The following is a 25,403-nucleotide window of genomic DNA, read 5'->3' on the forward strand; positions in this document are numbered from 1 at the left end:
ACTAAAAATCACAATAAGAAATCACAAAAATAAAATATACAAGGATATTTATGAATACAAGCAATCAAATCAATTCAGCGACAACACCAGACTATGGTGACAGTATGCCTGTCGCCATCATCGGTGCCGGCTGTCGCATGCCGCGCGCTGATGATATTTTTGAATATTGGCGCAGACTGGCTGACGGTGAAGAACTCATCAACTTCTTCGACGCAGAGCAACTGGCTGCTGCTGGTGTCAACTCCGCCCTGTTGCAACGCCCAGGCTATGTGCCAGCCGCTGCGGTTGTGGCAAATGCAGACCGCTTTGACTGGGGTTTCTTTGGCTATTCACGCCATGAAGCAGAATCCATAGACCCACAGCAAAGACTGTTCCTGATGTGCGCATGGGAAGCGCTGGAAATGGCTGGACATGCTCCCGCCGAACTGGCCGCCAAGGGTGACGAATTGAAGATAGGCGTTATCGGTGCCTGCAAGATGAGCAGCTATCCCGCCGCTTCTTTCGATAAAATGGAAGAGATCGCTTCACCATCCACCTTCGCCCGACTGATAGGCAACGACAAGGACTATCTTGCCACCCGCGTATCCTACAAGCTGGGGTTGACCGGCCCCAGCATGACAGTACAGACCGCCTGTTCCAGTTCTTTGGTGGCGATACATCTGGCTTGCGAACAGATTGCCAGCGGTGAGTGCGATATGGTATTGGCGGGTGGTGCTGGCATAGGTTTCCCGCAAGAATCTGGCTATGTGCATCGCGAAGGCATGATTTTTTCCAGGGATGGCCATTGCCGCCCGTTTGATGCAGAGGCAGGCGGTACCACGATAGGCAATGGCGTGGCCGTGGTCTTATTGAAATCACTGGAACGCGCCCTGGCTGACGGCGACCCGGTACTGGCCATCGTCCGTGGCTCTGCCGTCAACAATGATGGTGCTGGCAAGGCAGGCTATACCGCGCCATCGCCAGAAGGCCAGGCACGCGTCATCAGCGAAGCCCTAGTGATGGCAGAAGTAGATCCAGCCAGCATAGGCCTGGTAGAAGCACATGGTACAGCCACCCCGCTGGGTGACCCTATAGAAGTGGAAGCACTGACCCGTGCCTGGCGCAAGCACACCAGTGCCAGCCAGTATTGCGCCCTTGGTTCAGTGAAATCCAATCTGGGTCATCTGGACACTGCTGCGGGTGTCGCCAGTTTCGTCAAAGCTGCGATGGCCTTGCACTTTGGCCAGGTGCCACCCAGTCTCCACTATGAACAAGCCAATCCGGCCATAGATTTTGAAAACAGCCCTTTCTTTGTTCCACAAATGTTATTACCGTGGCCCCTGGATCAAGAGCCACGTCGGGCCGCTGTCAGCGCCTTTGCCATAGGTGGCACCAATTGTCATGCGATACTGGAGCAAGCCCCGGTACGTGCAACATTGACGCCTGCCAACGGAGCACCAGTATTCTTGCTACTCAGCGCGCGCAGCGAAGCCGCCTTGAAAACGCTGGCGCAGCGCCATGCATGGCGTTTGTGTGAATGGACCGCCGATCAGTCTCTGGCGGATTATTGCGCCACCAGTGTCCATCACCGCAGCATATACCCTTATCGTCTGGCACTGCTGGCCAATGATGCCGACAACCTTATCAATTTACTGTACGCCTTTATCGATGGCGATGATAAAAAAAGCAAAAAACTCCAAAGTCAGCAAACTCATGCATGGATAGCTGATGCACTAGTTCCTGATGCTGGCAAGCAGAGCTTGCTTGATTTTGTAATAGCACAGGCCAGCGCTGAACATCCTACTTGGGAACAGCACCCTGTTTGTGCTGTCCGCCCTGTGGCACGCGCCTTGTTACCAACTTGCCCTTTCGAAGGTGAACGTTGTTGGTATGCGAAACCCATAATTGTTCCAGCCATTATTAGTAGTGGCGAGCATCCCACATGGCAAGTGATGCGCAATGCAGGTCATCAAAGCGCAGCAGTATTGGCTGCCGACCTCGACTTGTCAGCTCTTCCACGTGAAAACGAAGGTGTTGACGCTTTGCATGCTGCCTATGTGGGGCAGGCATTTTCCACGCTGGGAATATTTAATAATAATGATGAATGGATGGATGTAAAAGCTTGCCTGCAAGCCGCTGGTGCACCTGTCCGCTTCCATCAGTTATTTGCCCGCCTGTTGCGCGACCATGCTGATGCTGGTTTGCTGGAAACACGTGATACAGGTGAGCAGCTCAGTTATCGCAACCTGCACAAAGACCTGCCGGACCCACATCCCTGGCTGCTGCTGATGCGTGAACTGGGTTATCAGCAACTGGCTGACCTGGTTGAACGTACTGGCCCGCGTCTGGCCGAGATGCTAGCTGAAAAAGTGGATGCAGTCAGTATCGTCTTTCCTGGTGCCGCCACCGACGATGTTGAGCACATGTATCAGGACCAGCCGTATTCTGTCTACCTGAATAGTATCGCCGCCGCAACTGTAGCGGGCTTGGCGAAAGCACATGGACGACCACTGCGCATACTGGAAGTGGGCGGCGGCACCGGTGGTACGACGCGTGACATACTTGCGCAATTGCCTGCTGGTGCTTGTGAGTTGTATACCTTTACTGACCTGGGTACACTATTCCTGCAAAAAGCACGCAAGAAATTCGCGGCTTACCCCTTCATGCAATACCAGAGTTTTGACATGAATGGCCCTGCTATTGCGCAAGGCTTGAAAGCAGGCAGTTATGACCTGATCGTCGCCGCCAATGTACTGCACAATGCGCCTGACCTGCGCGTCATGCTGGCCAACCTGGCTACGGTGCTGGCTCCAGACGGTGTGCTGATGATGCGTGAAATCACCACGCCCAAAAAACTGTTCGACTTTGTCTTTGGCCCCTTGGTACCTGCATTAAGCGATAGTGATCAGCGTGATGGAGAATTGTTTGCCAGCTGCCTGCACTGGCAGCAGGCACTGACTGATGCCGGTTTTGTACAGACCGATGCCATGCCTGCAGCAAACTTGCCTACTCACGCACTGGGTGAACAGATAATACTGGCCCGCTGGCCAGGCATGGTCAAGGACAGCGCGTCAATAAATACGGTTGTTGCCAAGCCCGATAACGCCCATGTGCTGACAATACCAGAGCCAACTATCGGTAAAGTCATCGCAGCCGTTTATGCCTGGCTGCCGCAGGCTGGCAGATGTCATTTGGAAAACCTGCGCTGGCATCTGGATATCAGCAATGCACCCTCTCCCTTGCGATTGGCATTGTCTTATAGCGGCGACCGCTTGCATGCAACGGTAACAGACGCACGAGACATCCAGCAAACTTTGTTGACCGCCACTGTCTCGCATCCCCGCACATTGCGCAGGCAGAACAGACAGGTCGCAGAAGCTATTCATCTGGACCCGTCTGACCATACATTGCTTGACCGTGTGATCGGAGCTTTGAATGACGATGCATCCCGGCTTGCTGGCATGGATAGCCTGTATTTGGTCACATCTACAGACAACGTGCAAAGCCTGCGCCTGCATCTCACTGAACACGGAGCTGTGGTGACTGATGCCACAGGCCAGGTGCAGCTCGACCTGCGGGGAATAGATTTGTTATGCCGTCCTGCCGCTTTGCCGTCTTTGTGGTCTGACAAAGGCGATGCAGAATTGTTTGGCTGGCAATGGCAGCCAGTAGCTGCGACAAACCAGTCGCTTCTATTGCCACAACTATTGCCGCGACGTGTGCTGTATATCAGTCATGATAATCAAACCGATTTCAGCCAGGCACTCACCAATGCTGGTGTCGATTGCCGCATGCTATCTGTAGCTGAACTTATGCAGGATAAACAGGCATTGACGACACTACTGTGCTCAGATACTACGTTTGATGCCGTCGTGTACAAACCAGAGACCACCAAGAATCTCGATGATGCAATCTCGCTCTTTGACACCATGGGTGTAACACCACTGGTGAATCTGATGTCGGCATTGGCGACACTAGCTACCGTGCCGCCTCTATTCATCCTCACTCCAAATGCCTATGCAGTCACAGAGATGGACCATTGCACTTCCTGGCCAGCAGCTGGTACGAGTGGATTATTGGCGGTAGCACGTCAGGAAATGCCAAATCTGCATTGCATGCAGCTAGATACTGCAAATGCCAATGCACAAGAACAAGTGCAAGTGATCTTGCAATTGCTAAGGGATACCCAGTTAAAACACGCGCCTGTACTCGCTATGCGGGATAGTTTTTTATATCGCCAGCAATTGACGCCAGCGACCTTGCCAACAGCGGTACCATTGCCCGAGGGCCGTCATGTGCTGATAGGTGGTTTATGTGAACTGGGCCTGGAACTGGCACATTGGCTGGTTGCCAATGGTGCACGTGACCTGGTCTGCCTGACGCGACGCTCACCTGATAGCAAAGAAAAGCAGGTGCTGGACATGCTACGCAGCCAGGGTGTCGCGATCCATGTCGATGCCAACGCCGAAGTGACCGACACAGAAGCGTTCACAGCAGCATTGCAAAGACTGACCGACGGGCCAGCACTGGGCATCGTCTTCCATCTCGCAGGCCTGCTTAATGATGCTCCATTGAGCGCCATAAAAGCTCAAGACTGGGAAGCCAGCCTGACAACAAAATTGCGTGCTGCCTTGCGCCTGCATGCGCTGGAAGCGCAATTGCAGCCTGCTCTGACAGTCTACTTCTCTTCAGCAGCCAGTGCATTTGGTCCTATAGGCCAAGGTGCCCATGCTCTGGCGAATGCCACCCTTGAAGCATTGGCAGAGCACCGTAGCCGCGCTGGCTACGACACCTTGGCATTAGCCTGGGGCTTCTGGCGCGAGATAGAAAGCGAGAAGCGCCAGGGGCTGGCAGCTTATCTGGCCGAACGCGGCATGCTGGGCATGTCAAACGCCCAGGGCTGGGCCTTGCTGGCCAGTGCCATAGGCGGCAATGCCTCGGTTTATCTGCCTTGCAATGTGGACTGGAAACGTTTTGCAGCTCAAGCGACTCCAGCACAGCAAGTACGCTTTAGCCGGTGCTGGAATGAGGAATCACTTGGCACAATTACGCAGAAACCGGCATCGGCAGAACATGCAACCATACCCCTGCTACATCAATTGCGTCAGCATATCGCTGGTGTGCTTGGTTGTCCTGTTGATCAGGTGAATGAAGACAGCAAACTGGTACAGATGGGCCTGGATTCATTGCTGATGCTGGATCTGGCCGAACAATTGAAGCAAAAATATGGTCTGACCGTGTCAGCAGAAACTCTGTTCAAGGCTGATACGCCAAAAACTCTGGCTGCGGCATTACAACTGCAAATGACTGGGCAAACCGATCCTGTAGCTGCCTTGCTACAGGCAGACACTGTCTCAGTCTTGTCTGCAGCACAGCGTTATTTGCGTAGCCGCCTCAGTAATCTCTTGCAATGTGCTGAAGCAGATATGAGTGAGGATAGCAAACTGGTCGAGATGGGACTGGATTCCCTGCTATTTCTGGAGTTGAGTGAAACCATACAGCAGGAGCTGGGTTTCAAACTGTCTGCTGAAGTCGCATTCCAGGGTGGCAGCATTGCAGCCCTGGCAAAAATACTGGTGAATGCACTGCACCCAAATCTGGATGCAGCAGGCAAAGCCCCGGCAATATCAGGATTACGCCAGGCATTGTTGGAACTGGAACAGCGTGAAGGCGGCTGGCTGGCCAGCAATGGTGATGTACTGCCACGACCAGACAACAAGGCACAAGCACTGACAGGCTTGCGCAAACTGCGCTGGCAATTACGCAGCAAAGACTTGCCGCAGCAGTTGTATGTGGAGTTCGACAAGCCAGGTAATTTTGACCTGGCTGGTTTTGAACTCGCATGGCAGCTGCTGCTGGAACGCCACGCTGTACTACGCACGACTGTCGACGCGCAGGCAAATTTGCATGTCATGGCAAAAGCACCGCCTTACCTGTTGCAGACAAATGACTTGCGCGAACTGACAGCTCAACAAAGAGATATAGCACTGGCTGCATTGCGCGAAGAAATGACACACGTAACAAGTGATCTTCAAAATTGGCCACATTTTGACTGGCGTGCCAGCAAAATCAAGCTGGAAAACCAGGATGTCCTGCGCATACATTTGCGCATAGATACCACGTTGACAGACATAGAAAGCTTCCGCATCATGCTGCGAGAACTGCATTTGTGGGTGCTTGATCCGCAACGGCGCTTACCTGCTCTGCAGTTCAATGCCAGCGACTACTATGCATGTGAACAAGCCTTGGCTACGACTACGATTCATGCAAAACAATTGGCGACATACGGCAAACAACTTGCACAACTACCACCAGCGCCAGCGCTGGCAAAAACTGGTGCCATTGAGGTATCAAGCGGTGAAATCAAAGTCTGGCGTGAAGCCCTGCCCCGCAGCAGTTGGCTGACATTGAAGGCAACTGCTGCGCAAGCAGGCCTGACCGGCACCGCTGTCATGCTGGCGGCGTATGCCACGGCCATCGCCGCATGCTCAGAGCGCCCTGACTTCAGTCTGCGACTCGACTATCCTGACCGAAAACCTCTACATGCACAGATAGGTAATGTCATGCTCGATGCCAGTGATACCGCTGTAATTGGCTGTCATACCAATGTCGCCAGTTTCATGAGCTTGGCGCATGCATGCGCTGAGTCCATACAGCAAAGGCTGGCAATTGATTTGCTGGACGCTGCTAGCGTGCTGACTGCCTATCGGGCAGCGGGCTCTGGTCGCCCGCCTATCCCTGCTATCGCCATGACCAGCCTGCTGGGTGTGCGCACTACCTATGCGATCCCAGAAACATCCGACCCTTTGCTTGGCATGCCTGCTTATGAAATAGCAACACAGCCAGGCACGGCACTGCACTTCCAGGTATTGGAAGAAGAAAGTGCGCTACTGTATAACATAGACTTGCACACGGGCGTACTACCCAGTGAACTGGGTGATACGCTGATGCGCCATCTCGGCATTATCCTGCAGACCCTGGCCAACTCACCTGCTGCATGGAACTCCAGTCCGCAAAGCTTGCTGCAGTCTGGTAAAGAGGTGTCGCATGGCTGATATCCTCAACGTGATTGTCTGCGGCACCCGCTTTGGCGAGCATTACCTGGCCGCCCTTAATTGTGCCGAACATCTGTGGTCTGCCCGACCCGCACATCTATCTCGTTATCGCCTGACTGGCATCGTGGCAAGGGGAAGCGCCAGATCACGTGCACTGGCTGACAAACTGGCCGTGCCGCTGTATACCGATGTTGCGCAATTACCCGGCAATATAGACATAGCCTGCGTCGTGGTGCGCAGTGCCATCGTCGGTGGCGATGGTTCCTTATTGGCACGTGCGCTGCTGTCAAAGGGGATACATGTATTGCAGGAACATCCCGTGCACCCGACTGACATCCTGCGCTTGCGTGCACTCGCTGCACAGCATGGCAAGCGTTATCACGTCAATACTTTTTATCCACATCTGCCTGCTGGCAAGTGTTTCATTGACTATGCAAGGCGCAGTGCTACTGAGCGCCCACCAGCTTTCATAGAAATAACCACGAGCTTGCAACTGCTGTATTCAAGTTTGGATATTGTCTGCCGCACCCTGGGTAAAGCCGCTCCTTTTGCTTGTTCAGAACCTCTGCTATTGCAGGGAGCGCTTGCAGACTACGCGTCGCCATGGCCCTTCCGGGCTGTACAGGGTTTGATAGGTGGCGTGCCGTTTTCACTGAACCTGCAAACCTGGCTTGACCCGCAAGATCCCGATCATCATAGTCTGGTAATGCATAAAATTGCCATAGGTGGCCCTGAAGGTAATGTCTTGCTGGCCAATAGCTATGGGCCGGTAGTCTGGAGCCACCCTATCTACGCGCCTGACTATGAACGCGATGATGCCCAGTCCTCTTATCTGCTGGCAGAGGATCAGTTTGCAGAAAGCCGTTTCAACCGCCAACCCACTGCAACGATATTTGGCAAGCCACACGGCCCCAGCCTGACTGAAGCTGCTGCACATGACTTCCCTCTGGCAATACATGCCGCGCTTGATGAGTTGGTGCAGGATGACGCCCCGGTTCATCAAGACCAGTGGTGGCAAGCTCATGGTGAGGCATGGTTGGGCATCATGCGTGCAGTCGGCCCGGCGCAGACGACCAATTGCTCACCACCACAGCCGCCCTATCCCAACCCTGTTCGCTATGCAAAGGAGTATCAGTCATGAGTCAGACTGCAATGCAATCGCAATCAACAGCAAGTGCCACATTGGAGCGCAATCGCCAGGCCTATGCAGGCCTGGCGGAAGTGCTGGAGAACGCCGGCCTGGCAGAACATGCGCTTTACTTGAACTGGGGCTATGCACCACAAACTGGCTTACCGGATTGGGCATCAAACACCCTGCCCTCCGGAGAAACCGGCATGGCACAAGCACGTCTGATACTGGAAGTGCTTGGTGATACCGCATTGGCAGGCAAGCGCGTGCTGGACGTAGGTTGCGGCCGTGGCGGTGCACTGGCCTTGCTTGCGCGCTTATATCCCGACGCCAATCTGGCTGGCGCCGACCTCAGCGCAGCCAATATTGCTTACTGCCGCAAACGCCACCAGCATGCCCGTTTACGTTTCCAGGTAGCCGATGCCTGCCGTCTGCCTTACGCAGACCAGAGTGTCGATGTCTTATTGAATCTGGAATCATCGGGGGCTTACCCCGACCTGCCCGCCTTTTTTTTCCATGCTTATCGCGTACTCAAACCCGGCGGCCGCTTTTGTTATGCCGACGTGCTGGCCGCCGACACCCTTGAACCCATACGCCAGGCATTGCTGCAAAGCGGCTTCGTGCTGGAGCGTGAACGCTCGGTCAGCAAGCAAGTATGCGCTGCCAGAACTGCCAGCCCGGCAGGTCTATGGACAAGGCTGGATAAGGCTCTCGATACTCTCGATAAACCCGGCTTGCGCGTAGAGCTCGAACGCTACCTGGCACAGCCTGAATCCGGCCTGTTCCACGCATTGCAAGATGGTCGGGCTGACTACCACGTCTTCCATTTGCGCCGTGCCGACGCACCAGCTGGCAAAGTCAGCCAAGAGATTGCAGCAAAACTGAGCGGGCGCTCTGCAAGGCTGGACCAACTGGAAAACACAGCAGTGACTGCTATCTCTACTTCAGAGTGGTTCCCATTTACTACACCGGATGCAAATAAGGGATGCAATGTTTTCGCCTTGCCGTATGCAGGCGGCGGTGCATCAGTGTACCGTCAATGGCAATTGCCACAGTGTGATAGCAGACGTGCATGGCGCATATGCCCCTTGCAATTACCTGGCCGTGAAAGCCGGTTGGCAGAAGCTGTTATCAGCGATATGGACACCATGGTGGACCAGATTGTCGTGGCGATCACCCCATACACACATCTGCCCTGGGCGTTGATGGGATGCAGCCTGGGTTGCAAGATTGCTTTTGAAGTAGCACGTCGCTTTGAACACATGGGGCATAAACCGGCATTACTGTTCCTGATGGCCTGTCCTGCCCCCAGCCTGCCATTAAGACGCCGTGTATCAGCTTATAACGATCATGACTTTGCTGGTGAAGTAAGACATCTGGGTGGTACACCGCCAGAGATCATGGCAGATGCAGAAATGATGCGCACCATCATTCCTATCCTGCGCAATGACAGTGCTCTGGCTGAAGCATATGTCGCCTCAGCCGACGATAAAATCCATGCTCCCATGCTTATGGTTGCAGCCAGCGATGATCATCTGGTCACGGTAGAAGAAGCGCGTCGCTGGGGGCGCCATGCTGGGGCAGGTTTCGATTGGCGCATGGTTGATGGTGGGCATTTCTTCTTGCGCAAACGTCGTATTGAGCTGCTGGGCTGGCTATCAGATGCACTCAGAGCGGATGAAAATACAAAACTGTATGAGGATTTAGCATGTCAGTAGCAGCATGTGCGACCAGGCACATACTGGAAAATATTCATTTTTTTTCAGATGAAATACTCGTCATTTTGGCCAGACGTCATCTGGCAGACAGGATGGAGCTAAGACTATTGAATGATAAAGAACAAGCCCGGTATCATGCCTACGTTTTTGAAGCCGATAAACAAAGACATTTGCTTGCACATGGTCTAAAGCGTCAGATATTAAGCAAACTGACTGGCTTGGCGTCTGCATCACTGCAATTTGATACCGGGCCAGCTGGCAAACCTTACCTGTCCGGTCAGGGGAATAAAGAAATACATTTTAATATGTCGCATAGTGGCGACTGGGTAGCCTTGGCTTTCAGTCAGTCCCATCCTGTTGGTATCGACGTAGAGCAAACAAGGGATATTGATTATCGGAGTTTGCTCCCTGCTATCGTTCATCCGCGAGATGACCTTTTATTTTCCAGACAATCGGCTGAAATGAATTTCCTGGCAAATTGGAGCATGAAGGAAGCCGTGACAAAATGCATGGGTTCAGGTTTGTCCGTGCCATTTACTTCGCTACGGCTAAATAACCATGAGAATGCGAACTACACTTGCAGCTTGAGCGGCGATTCCTGGCATGTCCAGCATCTTCTACATGGAGATACGCACTTTGCCATTGCGGTTCCAGATGTCAAAACAGGCAGGCAGTTCCGGACCATAGAAATTCAATAGGCTGCCGTCTGCCAGCCTTGAAGTGCCAAATAAGCAAAACTAGCAAAATAGCACCGCTGATTCGGTGGTACATCGACCAGATGTGGCGACTATCATCTATCATCTGTAATCAGATAATACAAACCATATCCACTCATAGTCAGCCAGATCAGCAAACTGATCATTAGCCAAGCAGTCAATAAATTACGGCGAACATTACAAGCGCGGCGAATGTGATTATTTAATAAACTGCCAAAAATTGTTGTCGGTGCTCATAAATAATACTCCTCAAGCCAATTTCGAGACCTGCTGATGCATTCAACTGTGTGCTCATTTTCATTTCGCTGTCGACTTCCAGTACCGGTCTATCCATTGCTGGTGCGTTGGCATCGCAGCTGTAGCATGCAAGAGCATTGTGCGCATCCCCTCGACATATTCATGCAGTTTGTCTTCAGGCATGTCATCGACTATGGGGTGGTAGCTTTGCGGCATGATGCGCTGGCCCAGCATGACCTGGACCCAGCTCGGTAGCGCGAAAAAATCTTCGCCATTACGGAAGTAGCGACCATCGTAGCGGAACAGTGCTATCGCCTCGCCCAAGCTGTCCGGGATTTCCATCGTGCGGCAATGATTCCAGAACGGCGTGTCCTTTCGTTCTGTTGCATGGTAGTGCAGGATCAGGAAATCGCGAATGCGTTCGTATTCTGTCACGGATTCACGATTGTATCGTTCGGCCAGCAACGGATTGAAATCGCGCTTGGGAAACAGGCTCAGCAAGCGTGTGATACCGGACTGTGCCAGGTAGATGCTGGTTGACTCGAGTGGTTCAAGGAAACCGCTGGCCAGCCCCAATGCCACTACATTCTTGTTCCAGAACTTCTTGCGCATGCCAGCGGTAAAGCGCAACTGGCGCGGATCGGCCAGAGCCTTGCCATCCAGATTGGCCAGCAGGGTTGCGGCAGCTTCGTCATCGCTGATATGCTGACTTGAATACACGTAGCCATTACCAACCCGATGCTGCAGCGGAATGCGCCACTGCCAGCCTGCTGCACGTGCAGTGGCGCGCGTGTATGGGGTAATCGGATCGACACTTTCGCTCGGCACTGCCAGTGCGCGGTTGCACGGTAACCAATGTGTCCAGTCGAGGTAGCCAGTCTTTAGTGTTTGCTCGATCAGCAGCGCGCGAAAACCTGAGCAATCGATAAACAATTCGCCGCCGACGACTGCACCGCTTTCCATCGTCAGCGACTCGATAAAGCCATCGTTGTCGCGCTGCTTCACGCCGACGATTTTGCCTTCTATGCGCTGTACGCCACGGCTTTCTGCCAGTTCACGCAAATAGCGTGCATATAGCGTGGCGTCGAAATGATAGGCATAGGCAATGTCAGCCAGCGGCGAGTTGGGCGGTGCATTATGGTCGCCGGGCGCGAACTTGCCGCGTGGTGCCATCACTGTCTGTGGGGAGTAGTCGCCGATCGGCGCAGCGCGGCCAGAGAGAAACAGCTTGAGCCAGAACTGATGAAACGGCAGCGGCCCCAGTGAACGACCGATTGCGCCGAAGCCGTGGATATAGCTGTCACCGATGCGGCCCCAGTCATTGAATTGAATGCCGAGCTTGATGGTGCCCTGCGTACGCTTGACGAACTCGGCTTCGTCTATGCCTAGCCATTGTCCGTTGAATAGCCTGATGTGCGGGACGCTGGCCTCACCTACGCCGACGATGCCTATCTCTTCGGACTCGATCAGGCGTATCGTGGCCCCCTTCCCAAGATAAGTAGCAAGAGCTGCAGCAGCCATCCAGCCCGCGCTACCGCCACCGACGATAGTGATATTACTGATCCGGTTGTTCGTGGTCATTGCGTCTCCCAGAAAAAAACGGCAGTGACCGTTTGGTCGGTCACTGCCTTTAAAGACACTCCCCTGCCTTGCGGCGCGGGGAGTTTGCGGGTTTTGAAACTTGTAAATCAGAACTTGTAATTCAATCCTACGTATATAACGCGGCCAGCATAGCTGTTGGAGTAGAAGCGGTCCTTGGTGTCATTGCCGAGATGGGAACTCGACTCTGCCTGGGTCAGGTTCAGCACTGAGGCGGTCAGACTGAGCTGCGCATTAAAGTTATACGCTGCATTCAGATCCAGCTGGCTGTAAGGGTCCTGATAGACATTCAAGCCATTTACCAGGCCGCCCACGACTTCGCCACGACGATTGTACGAAGCGCGCACCAGGTATTTGTCATTGCTGTAAAACACGGTGAGATTGGTCTGGTTCCTGGCGCTGCCAACCAGCGGCGACTTGCCGATTTCCTTGCCATCAGCAAGGGTGATCGCAGCCTGGTTGGTATTGTTGTAGGTGTAGTTGAACTGGAAGCCCAAACCAGATTTCAGCGTATGCTGCGCATATAATTCAATACCTTGGGACACGGCATCGCGGCCGCCAGCACTGGTCGAGTAGTTTTGCACGGTCACAGTATTGCCACCAACAACCATGGGCATGCTCAGCACGACTGGCACCGCGAAGTTGCTGACGTTCTTGCGGAACACGCCTGCACCCAGCACAGAGCCACGATGGAAGTACCATTCCAGACCGAGATCGAACTGAGTAGCCTTGTACGGTTCCAAGGCCTTGTTGCTGCCCTGACCAAACCAGCCCTGCTGGTCGGCACCACCGATCAGGCGGCGGTCATTGACATATTCCTGGCTGTAGTAATTCAAGCTGCCAGGAGATGCGATGTCACCATAGCCTGGCCGCGCCACTACCTTGGAAGCTGCTGCGCGCAACACCAAATCGTCACGAAGATCATAGGCAAGATTAAAGCTTGGCAGTACGTCGGTGTAGCTACGATCAAGCGAGCTGACTACGAACGAGGATTTACGTCCAGTGCTTTCCGGCAGCGTGGTATAACCGCTGATGCAACCAGAGCCAGCGGGAGCACCGACAGCTGGCAAGCCACCCGGACGGCATGGTGCCGGTGTGCCATTGGCACCATTAAAGAAGTAATCGTTGTAGTAGTCAACCTGGTCAGTTGAATCGGCATGCTGTTTGGTCTGTACCAATCGCAGACCGGCATTTCCGCGCAAGCGATCGGTCTTGATATTGGCCTGCAGATAAGCCGCCGTAATCTTCTCATTGACGTTGTAGACGAAGTTGTCTTCGTTTCGCATCCGCATCTCACCGTAAGTCTGATTCAAGTGAGCGATGTAAGCAGGAAAATTGATCGCCGGGAACGCACTGGCGTTAAAGCCGCCTGCAATATTGTCCAGCGATGTCGGGTACAGGAAACCGGGCTGGAACTTGGAGGCGCTGGAATCGCAGCCGGCCTGGTAGCGGTTGTCGTAGTTGCTGCCATCAGTGCCCTTGCAGGCCCAGTAATTGTTGCCGGTGCTGCGGTGGGTGCCACCGTCACGGTACTTGACACCAAACTGCAAGGAATCAAGCCAGTTGCCATCTGTATGCCAGGTGAAATCAGCCTGGGCGTACTTTTGCTCGGTACTGTTCTTGGTCCACGACGACGACGTTGAGCCAAGGTCGATTTCGCCTATGCCTTTTTGCATGTTCGCCATCAGTTGAGGCGAGAACACCATAGTCGGCGTACCGACCGTACTCCAGGCGCTGGCGTAGTTACCCAGTGTCCAGCTGCTATCTGCGTTTTGCATGCGCGGTTTGATCGGCATGGTAAATTGCATCTCTGGACCACCGCTAGCCCAGGTGCGACCGCCCTTGAAGGTAGCGTCGACCGATGTGCCGCGCCATTCGGCTTCAAAGTCGGCAGTCTGCGACAACGAGCGTTCACGGTTGTAGCTGCCGGTGATTTGCGGTGTTGGTATGGTGCAGTCGTCCGGACCGAAACCGCCCGTATTTTTGATGCCGCCTGCAGCCGCTGCATCGCCACTGCAATAGTAAGTCTTGCCAGGGCGGGCACTGTATTGCGCGCCAGTGACGATGGTACCACTACGGTCGAAAGTCAGGCCGTCAAGCATGCGGCCACCGGGCCAGTTGCCGTCACCGTCATAGCGGGCCAGGTTCCATTCCGGCACCTTCAGTGTATTAGTCTGCGAGTTTTGCGACAGATCGAAACGGAAGTAGTTAGCCGTCAGATTAAGGTTACGCACCGGTTTGAATTGCAGCGTCAATTGCCCGCCTTTGCGTTCGCGGTCCTCGTTCTTGACATCAAGATTGACCGAGGTAGGCATCATGAAATTAGTATAGTACTTGCCACTCTGGTCGTAAAAACCAGACTGCCCCCACCATTTGGAATTCAGGCCAGATGGCCCACCATTGACATCGACTGCTGGATGGGTCTTGTAGTTGTCTGCATACCATTGCCAGTTTTCTGTACTGGCCCCCATGGTGCGCGTGGTGCGTTTTTGCTGGGTATAGCCGACCAGCACGCCCAGGCGATTGTCTTCATCATGCCATGCATACTGACCTGAGAACTGGCCGTCGACCTTTTTACTGGTGTCGGCCCAGGTCCCTTCGGCTGAGACAAAACCACTATTGGACTTGACTTCCAGCGGACGGCGCGTGCGCAGGATCACCGTGCCACCTATGCCACCTTCATCTAGACGCGCTTCCGGTGTCTTGTACAATTCAGCACTTGAAAGCATATTCGAGGGCATCAACATATAGTTGAATGAGCGTGTAGGGTCGCCGTTGGATTCTGCAGTGGCGATGTAATTGCCATTCAACTGCGTCAGCGTCAACTCAGACGACAAACCACGAACGCTGACATTTTTACCCTCGCCTCCACTGCGGTTAACGATGACGCCCGGCACGCGTTGCAATGCATCAGCCACGTTTTTATCAGGAAATTTGCCTACATCTTCAGCGGTGACAACTTCAACAATGGCGTTGGCTGAACGCTTTTGATCAAGGCTTTTCTCGATAGCATAACGATAGCCGGTCACGACCACTGAGGCCGGCTGTTTGGTGTCGGCCGGAGTCTCTGCCGACTTCTCTGCCGTTTTTTCAGTTGGTGCAGTTTGTGCGTGGGCAGTGGAAAGGGCCAGCAGAGCGGCTCCCACTGCCAATGCAATGGGTGTTGCGCGGTAACGGCGCTGGTGTGAAGCGAGATGTGTTCTGAAGCTCATGTATGTCTCCTGGTTATGCCCAACGACGGGCTTGTTATATGGCGCTGGCAGGGTTCCCTTCATTCGTGGAACAAGCGGTTACCTTCCGCATTTGTTCGCTTTCCCAATCTGCGGGTAACGCAAATTAGTGAGAGTCCCGACGATTTACTAAACGACACAAAACCATTTGCATGTCGTCGGGCATCGCATTACACCCTGAGATGTTTATACAAAAGAAAACTCAGCGCTCAAACAAAATTTCAAAATTAGGGTGAAGTTTAGTTTGATTAGTAAACGCTGGCCGAGGAACAGGTGTGGCGATTCTGCCACATTTACCAGTTACAGAAAGACCCGATCCTTCAGCTCAACCTTCAGCGCATTGGCGAGCATCAAGCAGATATACGCGACGCGTAAAATTGGAGAGTGAGATGGGCAAGCAATACTGTCACAAGTGTTTTACTTGCACGAACTGCTTAAGTTGAGCATGACAGGAATACGAAATTCACACTCCAAACGAGTTTGCACTGCGCCACCAAAGATGCGGCGAGTGAGTCTTCTATCTAAAGAGCAGTTCTTTTGTTTAGTGAACTTTATAAACAAACACGCATTTTCTTGATTCATTTGAAGTAAATAATTCGACGCGATATAAATATCATTAAGAAAAAAACTTGATGCAAACACGAAAACGGCAAAAAACAGAGTCTTTGCGTTTATTAAACCACGGTAAAGAGGCTATGAAAATGCAGCAACACAATCTAGCCCATTTCATGTTGGCGTGAGCAAGTACACGGTCCCCTTACATTTATTTAAGCATCATTCCTTGACGTTGTTTAGGTATTTCAGCCAACCGGCACCCTGCCCTGGCTTTCATTTCAGCTTGATTGGAGTCCCGCAATGTCCTACCAGGTTTTGGCAGTTCTGACACTTTGCAGCAGTATCTTCTGTGCAAACGCATTTGCGGGGCAGGGAGAAAAGCCAATTCAAAAACCCGTCGAGTTGGCAATTATTCCCAAGCCCGCTAATCAACAACTGGGACAAGGCAGTTTTAGCCTGTCTGGCAAAACCAGGCTCTTCGTCAGCGATGCTGCAGCATTGTTGAATGCGGACCTATTGAATGACAGACTGGAGCAGACGCTGGGTTTCAGGCTGGTCGTGCTACAAAGACTGCCTGGCAAGGACGATGGCAACTATCTGCTCTTAAAAACTGAAACAGGTGCGCTGAACACGGTAGCTCATAAGCAAAATCAGGATGAAGCCTATACGCTAACGGTAAATCCGTATTCCATAGAGTTGAAAGGCTCAGCAGCAGGTCAGTTCTATGGCATGCAAACCTTGCTGCAAATGATGCCAGCCAAGACAAGTCCTGTCGCCCATCTGCGCACCGTTAACATTGCTGACACTCCCCGATTTCTCTGGCGCGGCATGCATCTGGATGTGGGGCGACATATGGTATCGGTAGAATTTATCAAAAAATTCCTCGACCAGATGGCATTCTACAAAATGAACACTTTTCACTGGCATTTGACAGAAGACCAGGGATGGCGCATAGAAATCAAAGCCTATCCCAAACTGACAGAAGTGGGTGCCTGGCGCAAGGAAAGTACGCTAAAGCGCCATGTAGAACCTTACATAGGCGATGGTAAGCCCTATGGTGGCTTTTATACCCAGGAGCAGGTAAAGGAAGTCGTTGCCTATGCTGCTGCCCGCCATATCACGGTGGTGCCAGAAATAGAATTACCAGGTCATGCCCAGGCTGCCTTGGCAGCTTACCCTGAGTTGGCCTGTACTCCAGGGCCATTTGATGTGGCGACTAATTGGGGTATATTTGAAGATATCTTTTGTCCCAGCGAGGCCACCTTCCATTTCCTGGAAAACGTGCTGACCGAGGTCATGGCTTTATTCCCTGGCCAGTACCTGCATATCGGTGGTGATGAAGTCCCTAAAGCACGCTGGAAGAAAAGTCCGCTTGCACAGGAAGTCATGCGCAGGGAGGGCTTGAAGAATGAAGAAGAATTGCAAAGCTGGTTTATCCGCCGCATAGAAAAATTCATTAACAGCAAAAACAAGCGCCTGATAGGCTGGGATGAAATTCTGGAAGGTGGCCTGGCTCCCAATGCCACCGTCATGTCCTGGCGTGGCGAAGATGGTGGCATCGCGGCAGCAAGGCAAGGCCATGATGTAATCATGAGTCCGACCAGTCACTGCTATTTCGATGCAGGCCAAGGGCCGAAAGAACAGGAGTCATGGGAACTGGGCGGTGAATTGCCGATAGAAAAAGTGTATGCCTACAACCCCGTGCCTGCCGCGCTCAAAGGCGAAGAACAGCATCATATCAAGGGTGTGCAAGCCAATATCTGGACTGAATACCTGAGCAAACCAGAGATGATTGAATACATGGTCTATCCCCGTCTGCTGGCGATGGCAGAAGTGGCATGGACTGCGCAGCAAGGAAAAGAGTACGCCAGCTTTGAAAAAAGGTTGGCGGCCCACTATCCCAGATTGCAGCAAGCAAGACTGGCATATCGCATTCCCCGGCCAACTGGCCTGCCGGCACAAGTCAATGCGACAAATAAAACACATACGCTGACCCTGCACTCGCCTGTGGCGGGCAGCAAGATGTATTACACCGTTGACGGCACTGTACCCGATACCAGCTCGGCCCAATATCTCCGCCCGCTGATAGTCGTTGTCAAGCCAGGTCAGGATAGCCTCGTACAAGTGCTGACGGTCAGCCCCGATGGCAGGCACAGTCCCATACAGCGCAGTGTCATTCGCTCTCCAGGCATTGCGCAAAAATAAGTTGACTATGTACTGCATGGGATCTCGGTAACGTCCGCCATTTCACATGGTGGACGTCGGTAGTCACCGTGCCAGCCTGTCTCCCCTCATTCCTTTCATCATCGGATTTCAATATGAACACCTCCCGGTATTCCTTCAGGCGATTTGTACACAGCACTTGCCTGGCCTTGCTTGCTGCCTCGTCCAGCCTGTTCATGCTCACGCCTGCCGGGGCAGCCACTACCCGTGAGCAGGATTTATCCGGCAACTGGACTTTTCGCTTGCTACCCGACGACACCGCTGCTGCCAAGTATGCAAAAGCCACACAATGGCATGCGGCACAAGTACCTGGCCACGTCCATACGGATTTGCTGACGCATCAGTTGATTACCGATCCATATGCTGGCGATGCCGAAACTGGCTTGCAATGGATAGGTAATGCCGTCTGGGAATACAAACTTGAATTTGACCTGAATGAAAAACACCTGAAATCAAAACACCAGGACCTCGTGTTTGAGGGCATAGATACATTTGCTGATATCTATTTGAATGGCAAGAAAATTGCAGCGACAGAAAATGCCTTCCGGCGCTGGGTCCTGCCTGCCAAAACGCTACTAAAAAAGCGCCAGAATGAATTAAAAGTCATTCTTCATTCACCCATACAAAGACTGCTGCCACAAGTGCAGGCCATGCCCACCAAGCTGGCGGGCAACTACCCATCGCCGTTTGGTGATGAACCACGTGATGCCATGACCGGCAATTTCGCCCGCAAGCCAGGCTATCATTATGGCTGGGACTGGGGGCCACGCTATGTCACTGCCGGTATTTGGCGTGCTGTAAAGATCGTCAGTTATGACGATATCCTGCTTCAGGATTTCCATATACAGCAAGACAGGCTCAATGCACAAAGCGCAGAGCTGCAAGCCAGGTTTGAAGTGCAAGCAGATAAAGACGGCCAGCTTGATCTGGAGCTACGCGTCTCTGACCCGGATGGCAAACAACTCATGTCCAGGAGCTTGCATGCCAGAATCAGGAAAGGCCAGAACCAGCTATCGCTGCCACTACGGATCGAGAATCCACGCCGCTGGTATCCGCATGGTATGGGTGAACAAGCCTTGTACAGTTTTAATCTCAATCTGAAAAAGGGCAAGCAACTGATCGCCGAAATAAAAAAGCGCACAGGTTTGCGCCAGGTTGAACTGCGTCGCGACCATGATCAATGGGGACAATCATTTGGCTTTGTCATCAATGGTGTGCCGGTATTTGCCAAGGGTGCCAATCTGATTCCTTTCGATATGTTTCCCAACCGCGTCAAGCCTGAACAAATGCACGCGATTTTGCAGTCAGCCAAAGATGCCAACATGAATATGTTGCGGCTATGGGGCGGCGGTTACTACGAAAGCGATGCCTTTTACGATATGGCCGATGAAATGGGTTTGATGCTCTGGCAAGATTTCATGTTTGGCGGTGGCGTAGTGCCTGGCTATGATAAGAAGTTCCGTGAAAATGTCGTTGCCGAGGCAAAGGAGCAGTTATTGCGCTTGCGTTCCCACCCCAGCATCGTACTCTGGTGTGGCAATAATGAAGAAGAAACTGCCTGGAAGGACTGGGGCATAGGAAAAAAACTCGCTGAAGAAAACCCGATTTTTGCAGAGCATGTCTGGGCAGGCTATGTCGCCCTGTTTGGCAAGGACTTGCGTGAACAGGTCGCGCTGTATGGTGCAGGTGTCCCCTACTGGTCCAGCTCACCCAGTAACGATCTGGCTGACAAAGCCAATGACAGCAATAACGGTGACAAGCATTATTGGGATGTGTGGGCCGGTTCGCAGCCCGTCGAAGCTTATTTATCCGAAACGCCGCGTTTCATGTCGGAATTTGGTTTGCAAGCCTGGCCGGTACAAAGCACGGTCGATGCTTTTGTACCACGTAATGAACAAAAGATAGATGGCTCGCTGATCCGTGCTCACCAGAAGTTCTTGGCGGGAGATGGCAACCAGCGTTTGCTGCTCTACATACGCGCCAATTATCACGAGCCAAAAAGCTTTGCTGATTTTATTTACCTTAGCCAGTTGATGCAGGCAGAAGGCATAGAGATGGCGTCCCTGCATCACCGCAGTAGCATGCCGCGCACCATGGGCTCGCTGTACTGGCAACTGAATGATGTGTGGCCAGGTGCCTCATGGTCCAGCGTTGATTATTTTGGGCACTGGAAGGCTTTGCATTTCCACGCCAGGCGATTTTTCGCACCACTGACCATCGCCGCCTTGCATGACAAGGAGGCCACCCGCCTGAGCGTGATCTCCGATTTGCAGCAAGAGCTAAACCTGGCATGGCGGCTGCGCATCATGGACGTGCATGGCAAGGTCTTGCGTGACGAAACCCAGCCATTCAAGTTGCCTGCCAACAGCGCCATGGAACTGGCGCAAATCAAGGATACAGATTTGCCAGCCACAACGGATACCAAAACCACCTATGTCGTGGTCGAATTGATGAAAGATGGCAAAAGCATCGCCCGCAGCATTGCCTATTTACAGGCATCGAAACACATGCAATTACCAGATCCGGGGCTAGAAGCAACTATTGTCGCCGACGCTGACCATTATCGTCTGGACTTGCGCGCGGACAAGCTGGCGCGTGCAGTCTGGCTGGATTTTGGCGAGCATCAAGCACACTTGTCGGACAATGCCCTGACATTACTTCCTGGCGAAAGCATTTCCCTGCGGCTGGACAGTGTGCAAAGCCTGGTTACTTTGCGCGCTAGCTTGCGCATACGTCATCTGGCCCAGCTTCAAACTACGTCTCCTTAAAGAAAAATCACATGCGAAGAAAATTGCTCAATCTAAAAACTACCGTGTCTATCCTGCTATGCAGTGCCTGCCTGTTGCTGGAGTTAAATCAAGCCTCGGCCCAAACCGTCATACAGGCAGGGAAGCTGACATCATTCACGCGTAATGCCAACGGCGTAGTGATAAAAACCGAGCATGCAGACGTTGCGCTGACGGTATTCGCACCCGGTGTCATACGGTTGCGCATGGACAAGAAAGCCTTGGCGCCGGATTTCTCTTATGCCGTCGTCGGCAAGCCCGACAAGACGGATTTTCAGCTCAGTGAGCATGAAGACAAGCTGACCCTGAAGACAGCTGCATTGCAGGTACAGATACAGAAGCGGCCATTTTCTGTGCGATTTGAAACACCTGATGGCATGCTCATCAACCAGGATGAAGCTGGCTTGTCCAATGCCTGGATAGGTGATGAAGTTAGCAGCTACAAAACACTGCAAGAAGGCGAGCGTTTTATCGGACTGGGTGAAAAAACCGGCAACCTCGACAGACGTGGCAGCGCCTATACCAACTGGAATACCGATGCCTTTCGCTATACCGGAGAAACCGACCCCCTGTATGCCAGCATCCCTTTCTATATAGGCATACATCATGGTATGAGTTATGGAATTTTCTTTGACAACAGCTACCAGACTGATTTCAATTTTGGGGCCAGCAACCGGCGATTTTCTTCATTTTCGGCTCAAGGTGGTGAACTTAATTATTACTTCATTTTCCAGTCCCGAGTGGCAGACATTATCCGCGCCTATACAGACCTGACCGGGCGCATGCCCTTGCCACCCTTATGGAGCCTGGGTTATCAGCAAAACCGCTGGTCTTATTATCCCGAAGCAGAAGTGATGCGGATAGCGAATACCTTGCGCGAAAAGAAAATCCCGGCGGACGGCATCACCCTCGATATCCACTACATGGATGGCTACCGGGTATTCAGCTGGGACAAGCAGGCATTCCCCGACCCCAGGGCCATGACAGACAAGCTGGCCGCGCTGGGTTTCAAAACCACCGTGATTGTTGACCCCGGCATCAAGATAGACCCAGGCTATGGCACTTATGCACGTGGCATGCAGCAGGATGTATTTCTACGCTATGCCGATGGCGCGCCCTATGCTGGCGAAGTGTGGCCAGGCTGGGTGTATTTCCCTGACTTTACCCGCCCTGCGACCCGAGCCTGGTGGCAGGCTGAAGTCGCCAGCTATGCAAAACAGGGGGTTGCAGGTTTATGGAATGACATGAACGAGATATCCACCTGGGGCCAGAAAATGCCCAATAATATCCTTTTCGATTATGATGGTCACCTCACTACCCACAAGCAGGGCCGCAATGTCTATGCGCTGGAAATGGCCAGGGCCAGCCATGAGGGGATGAAGCAGGCCACGGGAGAGCGCCCCTTCACCCTGTCGCGCTCAGGTTATGCTGGCTTGCAGCGCTACGCGGCGATCTGGACGGGCGACAATACGGCAGATGAAGATCATATGTTGCTGGGTGTACGTCTGCTCAATAGCCTGGGCCTGAGTGGCATGCCATTTACCGGCATGGATATCGGTGGTTTCACCGGTACACCCACACCTGGCCTGTATGCGCGCTGGATGCAGATAGGTGCTTTCACGCCCTACTTCCGCAACCATGCTGCCAGTGACAGCCGCTCGTCTGAACCATGGACTTATGGCGAAGACGTGCTCAACATCAGCCGCAATTATATTAATTTGCGTTACCGGCTCATGCCTTATCTGTACTCCAGCTTTTACCAGGCTAGCAACTCCGGCCTGCCCCTGATGCGCTCACTGGCGATAGATTACACCCACGATGAACAAGTCTATAGCAGGCATTACCAAAACCAGTATATGTTTGGCGATGCTTTCCTGGTTGCACCTTTCGCCAGCAACAAGGAATTTGGCCGCCTCTACCTACCTCAGGGTGACTGGTATGACTTGTACAGTGACAAGCTGGAACATGGCAAGCAAGCCAAAGCCCTAGAGTTGCGACTGGACCGCTTGCCAGTCTATGTCAAGGCTGGCAGCATCGTGCCCATGCAGTCGCTGGTACAAAGCACCGCGCAACAACCGGAAGACACTTTGTTCATCCATGTGTATCACGGACAGCAAGGCAACGTCATCAGTTATTACGAAGATGACGGCAAATCCTATGCCTATCAAAATGGGGATTACTACAAACGCCAGATCAGCTTCATACCTGAGCGCAAGGAAATACAATTCGATGCGGCAGATGGAAAATATGCCTCCAAATTCCGCAAGCTGGAAATCTACTTTCACGGCTTCCAGGGCATCACCAGTGTAGAGCTTGATGGCGAGACTCTCCCTGTGCAGATGCGCCGGGTTGGCTTTCTCGGCAAGGAGGATAAAGAGTTGAGTTTGCCTGGTGTGACGGTCGCCAACCGCACCGGAAAAATCACGCTCAGGTATTGATATGGCCAGCCTGTCATCGAGCAAACTGATCGTCGCTGATGTAGGGGGCACCCATGCCCGTTTTGCCATTGCCGGGATAAACCCGCATGGCGAGCCCGAGATCAGGGATTATCATCACTTTGCCTGCGCAGACTATTCCAGCCTGGCTGCCATTATTTGGGCCTATAGCGAAATGATGCGGCAGCAATTCAACCATGCCAGTATCGCTATTGCTGGTGTGATTGAAGAAGACCGGGTACGTAACAGCAATTTGCCCTGGCCGGTCTCTCGCAGGCAAACCATGCGGGAGAGCGGTCTTGCGCAACTGCGTTTCGTGAATGACTTTGCAGCACTCGCCTGGTCGGTGCCACTCATCAATCCAGCGAACGCGGTCATACTCAATCAGGGCAATACTCCAGCGCTGGCTGGTCCTGTGCTTGTGGTAGGGCCAGGAACCGGGCTGGGCGCAGCGGTCTGGTTGCCTGGACCACCTCCTTTGGTACTGGCGACGGAAGCTGGCCATGCAGCACTGACGGCTGGCAATCCACAAGAGGCATTACTGCTTGCGCAATGCTGGAAATCCACGCCCTACATCGATAATGAAATGTTCTTGTCTGGCCCTGGCTTGTTGCGTCTATATCGCACACTCGCGCTCATCCAGGGTCAAACCAGTTCTCTGGCAACCCCTGCTGAAGTCAGCGCCGCTGCCATCGCCAAACAAGACAGCATAGCCCAGCAAGCCGTAGAGATGTTTTGCGGCATGCTGGGCAGCCTGCTGGGCGACCTGGCGATTTATTATGGGGCGCAGACAGTCTATCTGGCGGGCGGTATCCCCACACAAATCAGTGAACTGATACAAAAAAGTGAATTCAGGAATCGCTTCCTGAACAAGGGTGTGATGCGGGCCGTGGTGGAAAACATCCCGGTCTATCTGATAGAACCTGGGCAGCTAGCCTTGCTGGGTGCGGCCCACTGGTACAGGCAGGAGAGTCAGGGATGACAAGCGTGCTGCTGGAAATTGCCGCGAATTCGATAGAGTCTGCCTTGGCCGCCGAGGCCGGTGGTGCAGATCGCATAGAGCTTTGCGCTCATCTCGAGCAAGGCGGTACCACACCTTCCCATGGCACTATCGCAATTACACGTGAACGTTTGCAAATTCCCATCCATGTATTAATACGGCCACGCTCAGGCGATTTTATCTATACCGAAGCCGAGCGTGAAGCCATGCTCTACGATATAGAAAACTGTTTACAGTTGGGCTGTGATGGCGTGGTGGTCGGCGCACTGGATGCTGAAGGGAGTATAGATAGTAAATTCTGCCATGCCATGCACGTAGCGGCTGGCAATATGTCACTGACTTTTCATCGCGCCTTTGATCTTTGCGCCGCGCCTGAGCAAAGCCTGGAGGAGATTATCGCGCTTGGCTTTGAACGCATCTTGAGCTCAGGTATGGCGGACTCTGCCCTCCTGGGGCAGGCACAGCTCGCTAGCCTGGTGCGTCAGGCAAACAAACGAATAAGCATCATGGCTGGTGCAGGCATCAGGCCGGAGAATCTCGCCGCCGTACTGGCAGCAAGTGGTGTCACGGAGGTACATGCCTCAGCCAGTGGCCCGCATTTTGGAACGGTACATCACAAAAGAAAATTGCACGGACTTGCGCCGGATTTTCTGGAAACACAAACCCATATCGTCAGGACGCTACGCCAGGTGCTGGATCAACTGGATTGCTGATATACAAGCAGGAAAAAAGAAAGCAGGA

11 protein-coding genes are annotated in these 25,403 nt (G+C 53.0%); 9 read left to right on the forward strand and 2 right to left on the reverse strand.

The features are described from left to right. Nucleotides 1-50 precede the first annotated feature (50 nt). Genes AC3WQT_RS13020 through AC3WQT_RS13035 form a run of 4 tightly spaced genes read left to right on the forward strand, consistent with a single transcriptional unit; the run spans nucleotide 51 to nucleotide 10,579 of the window. Nucleotides 51-7,034 (forward strand): beta-ketoacyl synthase N-terminal-like domain-containing protein, encoded by a 6,984-nt coding sequence (locus AC3WQT_RS13020; RefSeq protein WP_492704380.1) that lies wholly within the window; start codon nucleotides 51-53, stop codon nucleotides 7,032-7,034. Next, entirely contained in the window at nucleotides 7,027-8,175 is a 1,149-nt protein-coding gene (locus AC3WQT_RS13025) for a Gfo/Idh/MocA family oxidoreductase (RefSeq protein ID WP_492704381.1), read from the forward strand. Before AC3WQT_RS13020 ends, AC3WQT_RS13025 begins: the two co-directional genes overlap by 8 nt. Then, complete coding sequence (locus AC3WQT_RS13030) at nucleotides 8,172-9,881, forward strand: thioesterase domain-containing protein (protein ID WP_492704382.1); 1,710 nt, start codon at nucleotides 8,172-8,174, stop codon at nucleotides 9,879-9,881. Before AC3WQT_RS13025 ends, AC3WQT_RS13030 begins: the two co-directional genes overlap by 4 nt. After that, nucleotides 9,872-10,579 (forward strand): 4'-phosphopantetheinyl transferase family protein, encoded by a 708-nt coding sequence (locus tag AC3WQT_RS13035; RefSeq protein WP_492704383.1) that lies wholly within the window; start codon nucleotides 9,872-9,874, stop codon nucleotides 10,577-10,579. The genes AC3WQT_RS13030 and AC3WQT_RS13035 overlap by 10 nt, the downstream gene beginning before the upstream one ends. A gap of 315 nt (nucleotides 10,580-10,894) precedes the next feature. Here AC3WQT_RS13035 and AC3WQT_RS13040 read toward each other — a convergent pair whose 3' ends face one another. Continuing rightward, nucleotides 10,895-12,415: a tryptophan halogenase family protein gene (locus AC3WQT_RS13040; protein ID WP_492704384.1), complete on the reverse strand. Its 1,521-nt coding sequence runs from the start codon at nucleotides 12,413-12,415 to the stop codon at nucleotides 10,895-10,897. 107 nt (nucleotides 12,416-12,522) lie between these two features. Beyond that, nucleotides 12,523-15,645 carry a TonB-dependent receptor gene (locus AC3WQT_RS13045; protein WP_492704385.1) on the reverse strand — a complete coding sequence of 1,041 codons (3,123 nt, stop codon included), beginning with the start codon at nucleotides 15,643-15,645 and terminating at the stop codon, nucleotides 12,523-12,525. Between the two features lie 873 nt (nucleotides 15,646-16,518). Between AC3WQT_RS13045 and AC3WQT_RS13050 the strand changes: the two genes are divergently transcribed. The 5 genes from AC3WQT_RS13050 to AC3WQT_RS13070 all read left to right on the forward strand — a co-directional run bounded on the left by AC3WQT_RS13050 (nucleotide 16,519) and on the right by AC3WQT_RS13070 (nucleotide 25,375). Next, nucleotides 16,519-18,423, forward strand: coding sequence for a beta-N-acetylhexosaminidase (locus AC3WQT_RS13050; RefSeq protein ID WP_492704386.1), 1,905 nt, complete (start codon nucleotides 16,519-16,521; stop codon nucleotides 18,421-18,423). A 113-nt stretch (nucleotides 18,424-18,536) separates the two neighbouring features. Further along, entirely contained in the window at nucleotides 18,537-21,209 is a 2,673-nt protein-coding gene (locus AC3WQT_RS13055; protein WP_492704387.1) for a beta-mannosidase, read from the forward strand. Nucleotides 21,210-21,220: 11 nt separating this feature from the next. Continuing rightward, nucleotides 21,221-23,665 (forward strand): glycoside hydrolase family 31 protein, encoded by a 2,445-nt coding sequence (locus AC3WQT_RS13060; RefSeq protein WP_492704388.1) that lies wholly within the window; start codon nucleotides 21,221-21,223, stop codon nucleotides 23,663-23,665. A 1-nt stretch (nucleotide 23,666) separates the two neighbouring features. Continuing rightward, the gene (locus tag AC3WQT_RS13065; RefSeq protein WP_492704389.1) at nucleotides 23,667-24,644 is read left to right on the forward strand and encodes a glucokinase; all 978 of its coding nucleotides are present in this window, start codon (nucleotides 23,667-23,669) and stop codon (nucleotides 24,642-24,644) included. After that, nucleotides 24,641-25,375 carry a copper homeostasis protein CutC gene (locus tag AC3WQT_RS13070; RefSeq protein WP_492704390.1) on the forward strand — a complete coding sequence of 245 codons (735 nt, stop codon included), beginning with the start codon at nucleotides 24,641-24,643 and terminating at the stop codon, nucleotides 25,373-25,375. The genes AC3WQT_RS13065 and AC3WQT_RS13070 overlap by 4 nt, the downstream gene beginning before the upstream one ends. Nucleotides 25,376-25,403 lie beyond the last annotated feature (28 nt).

Source organism: Undibacterium sp. FW305-107, assembly GCF_058788535.1.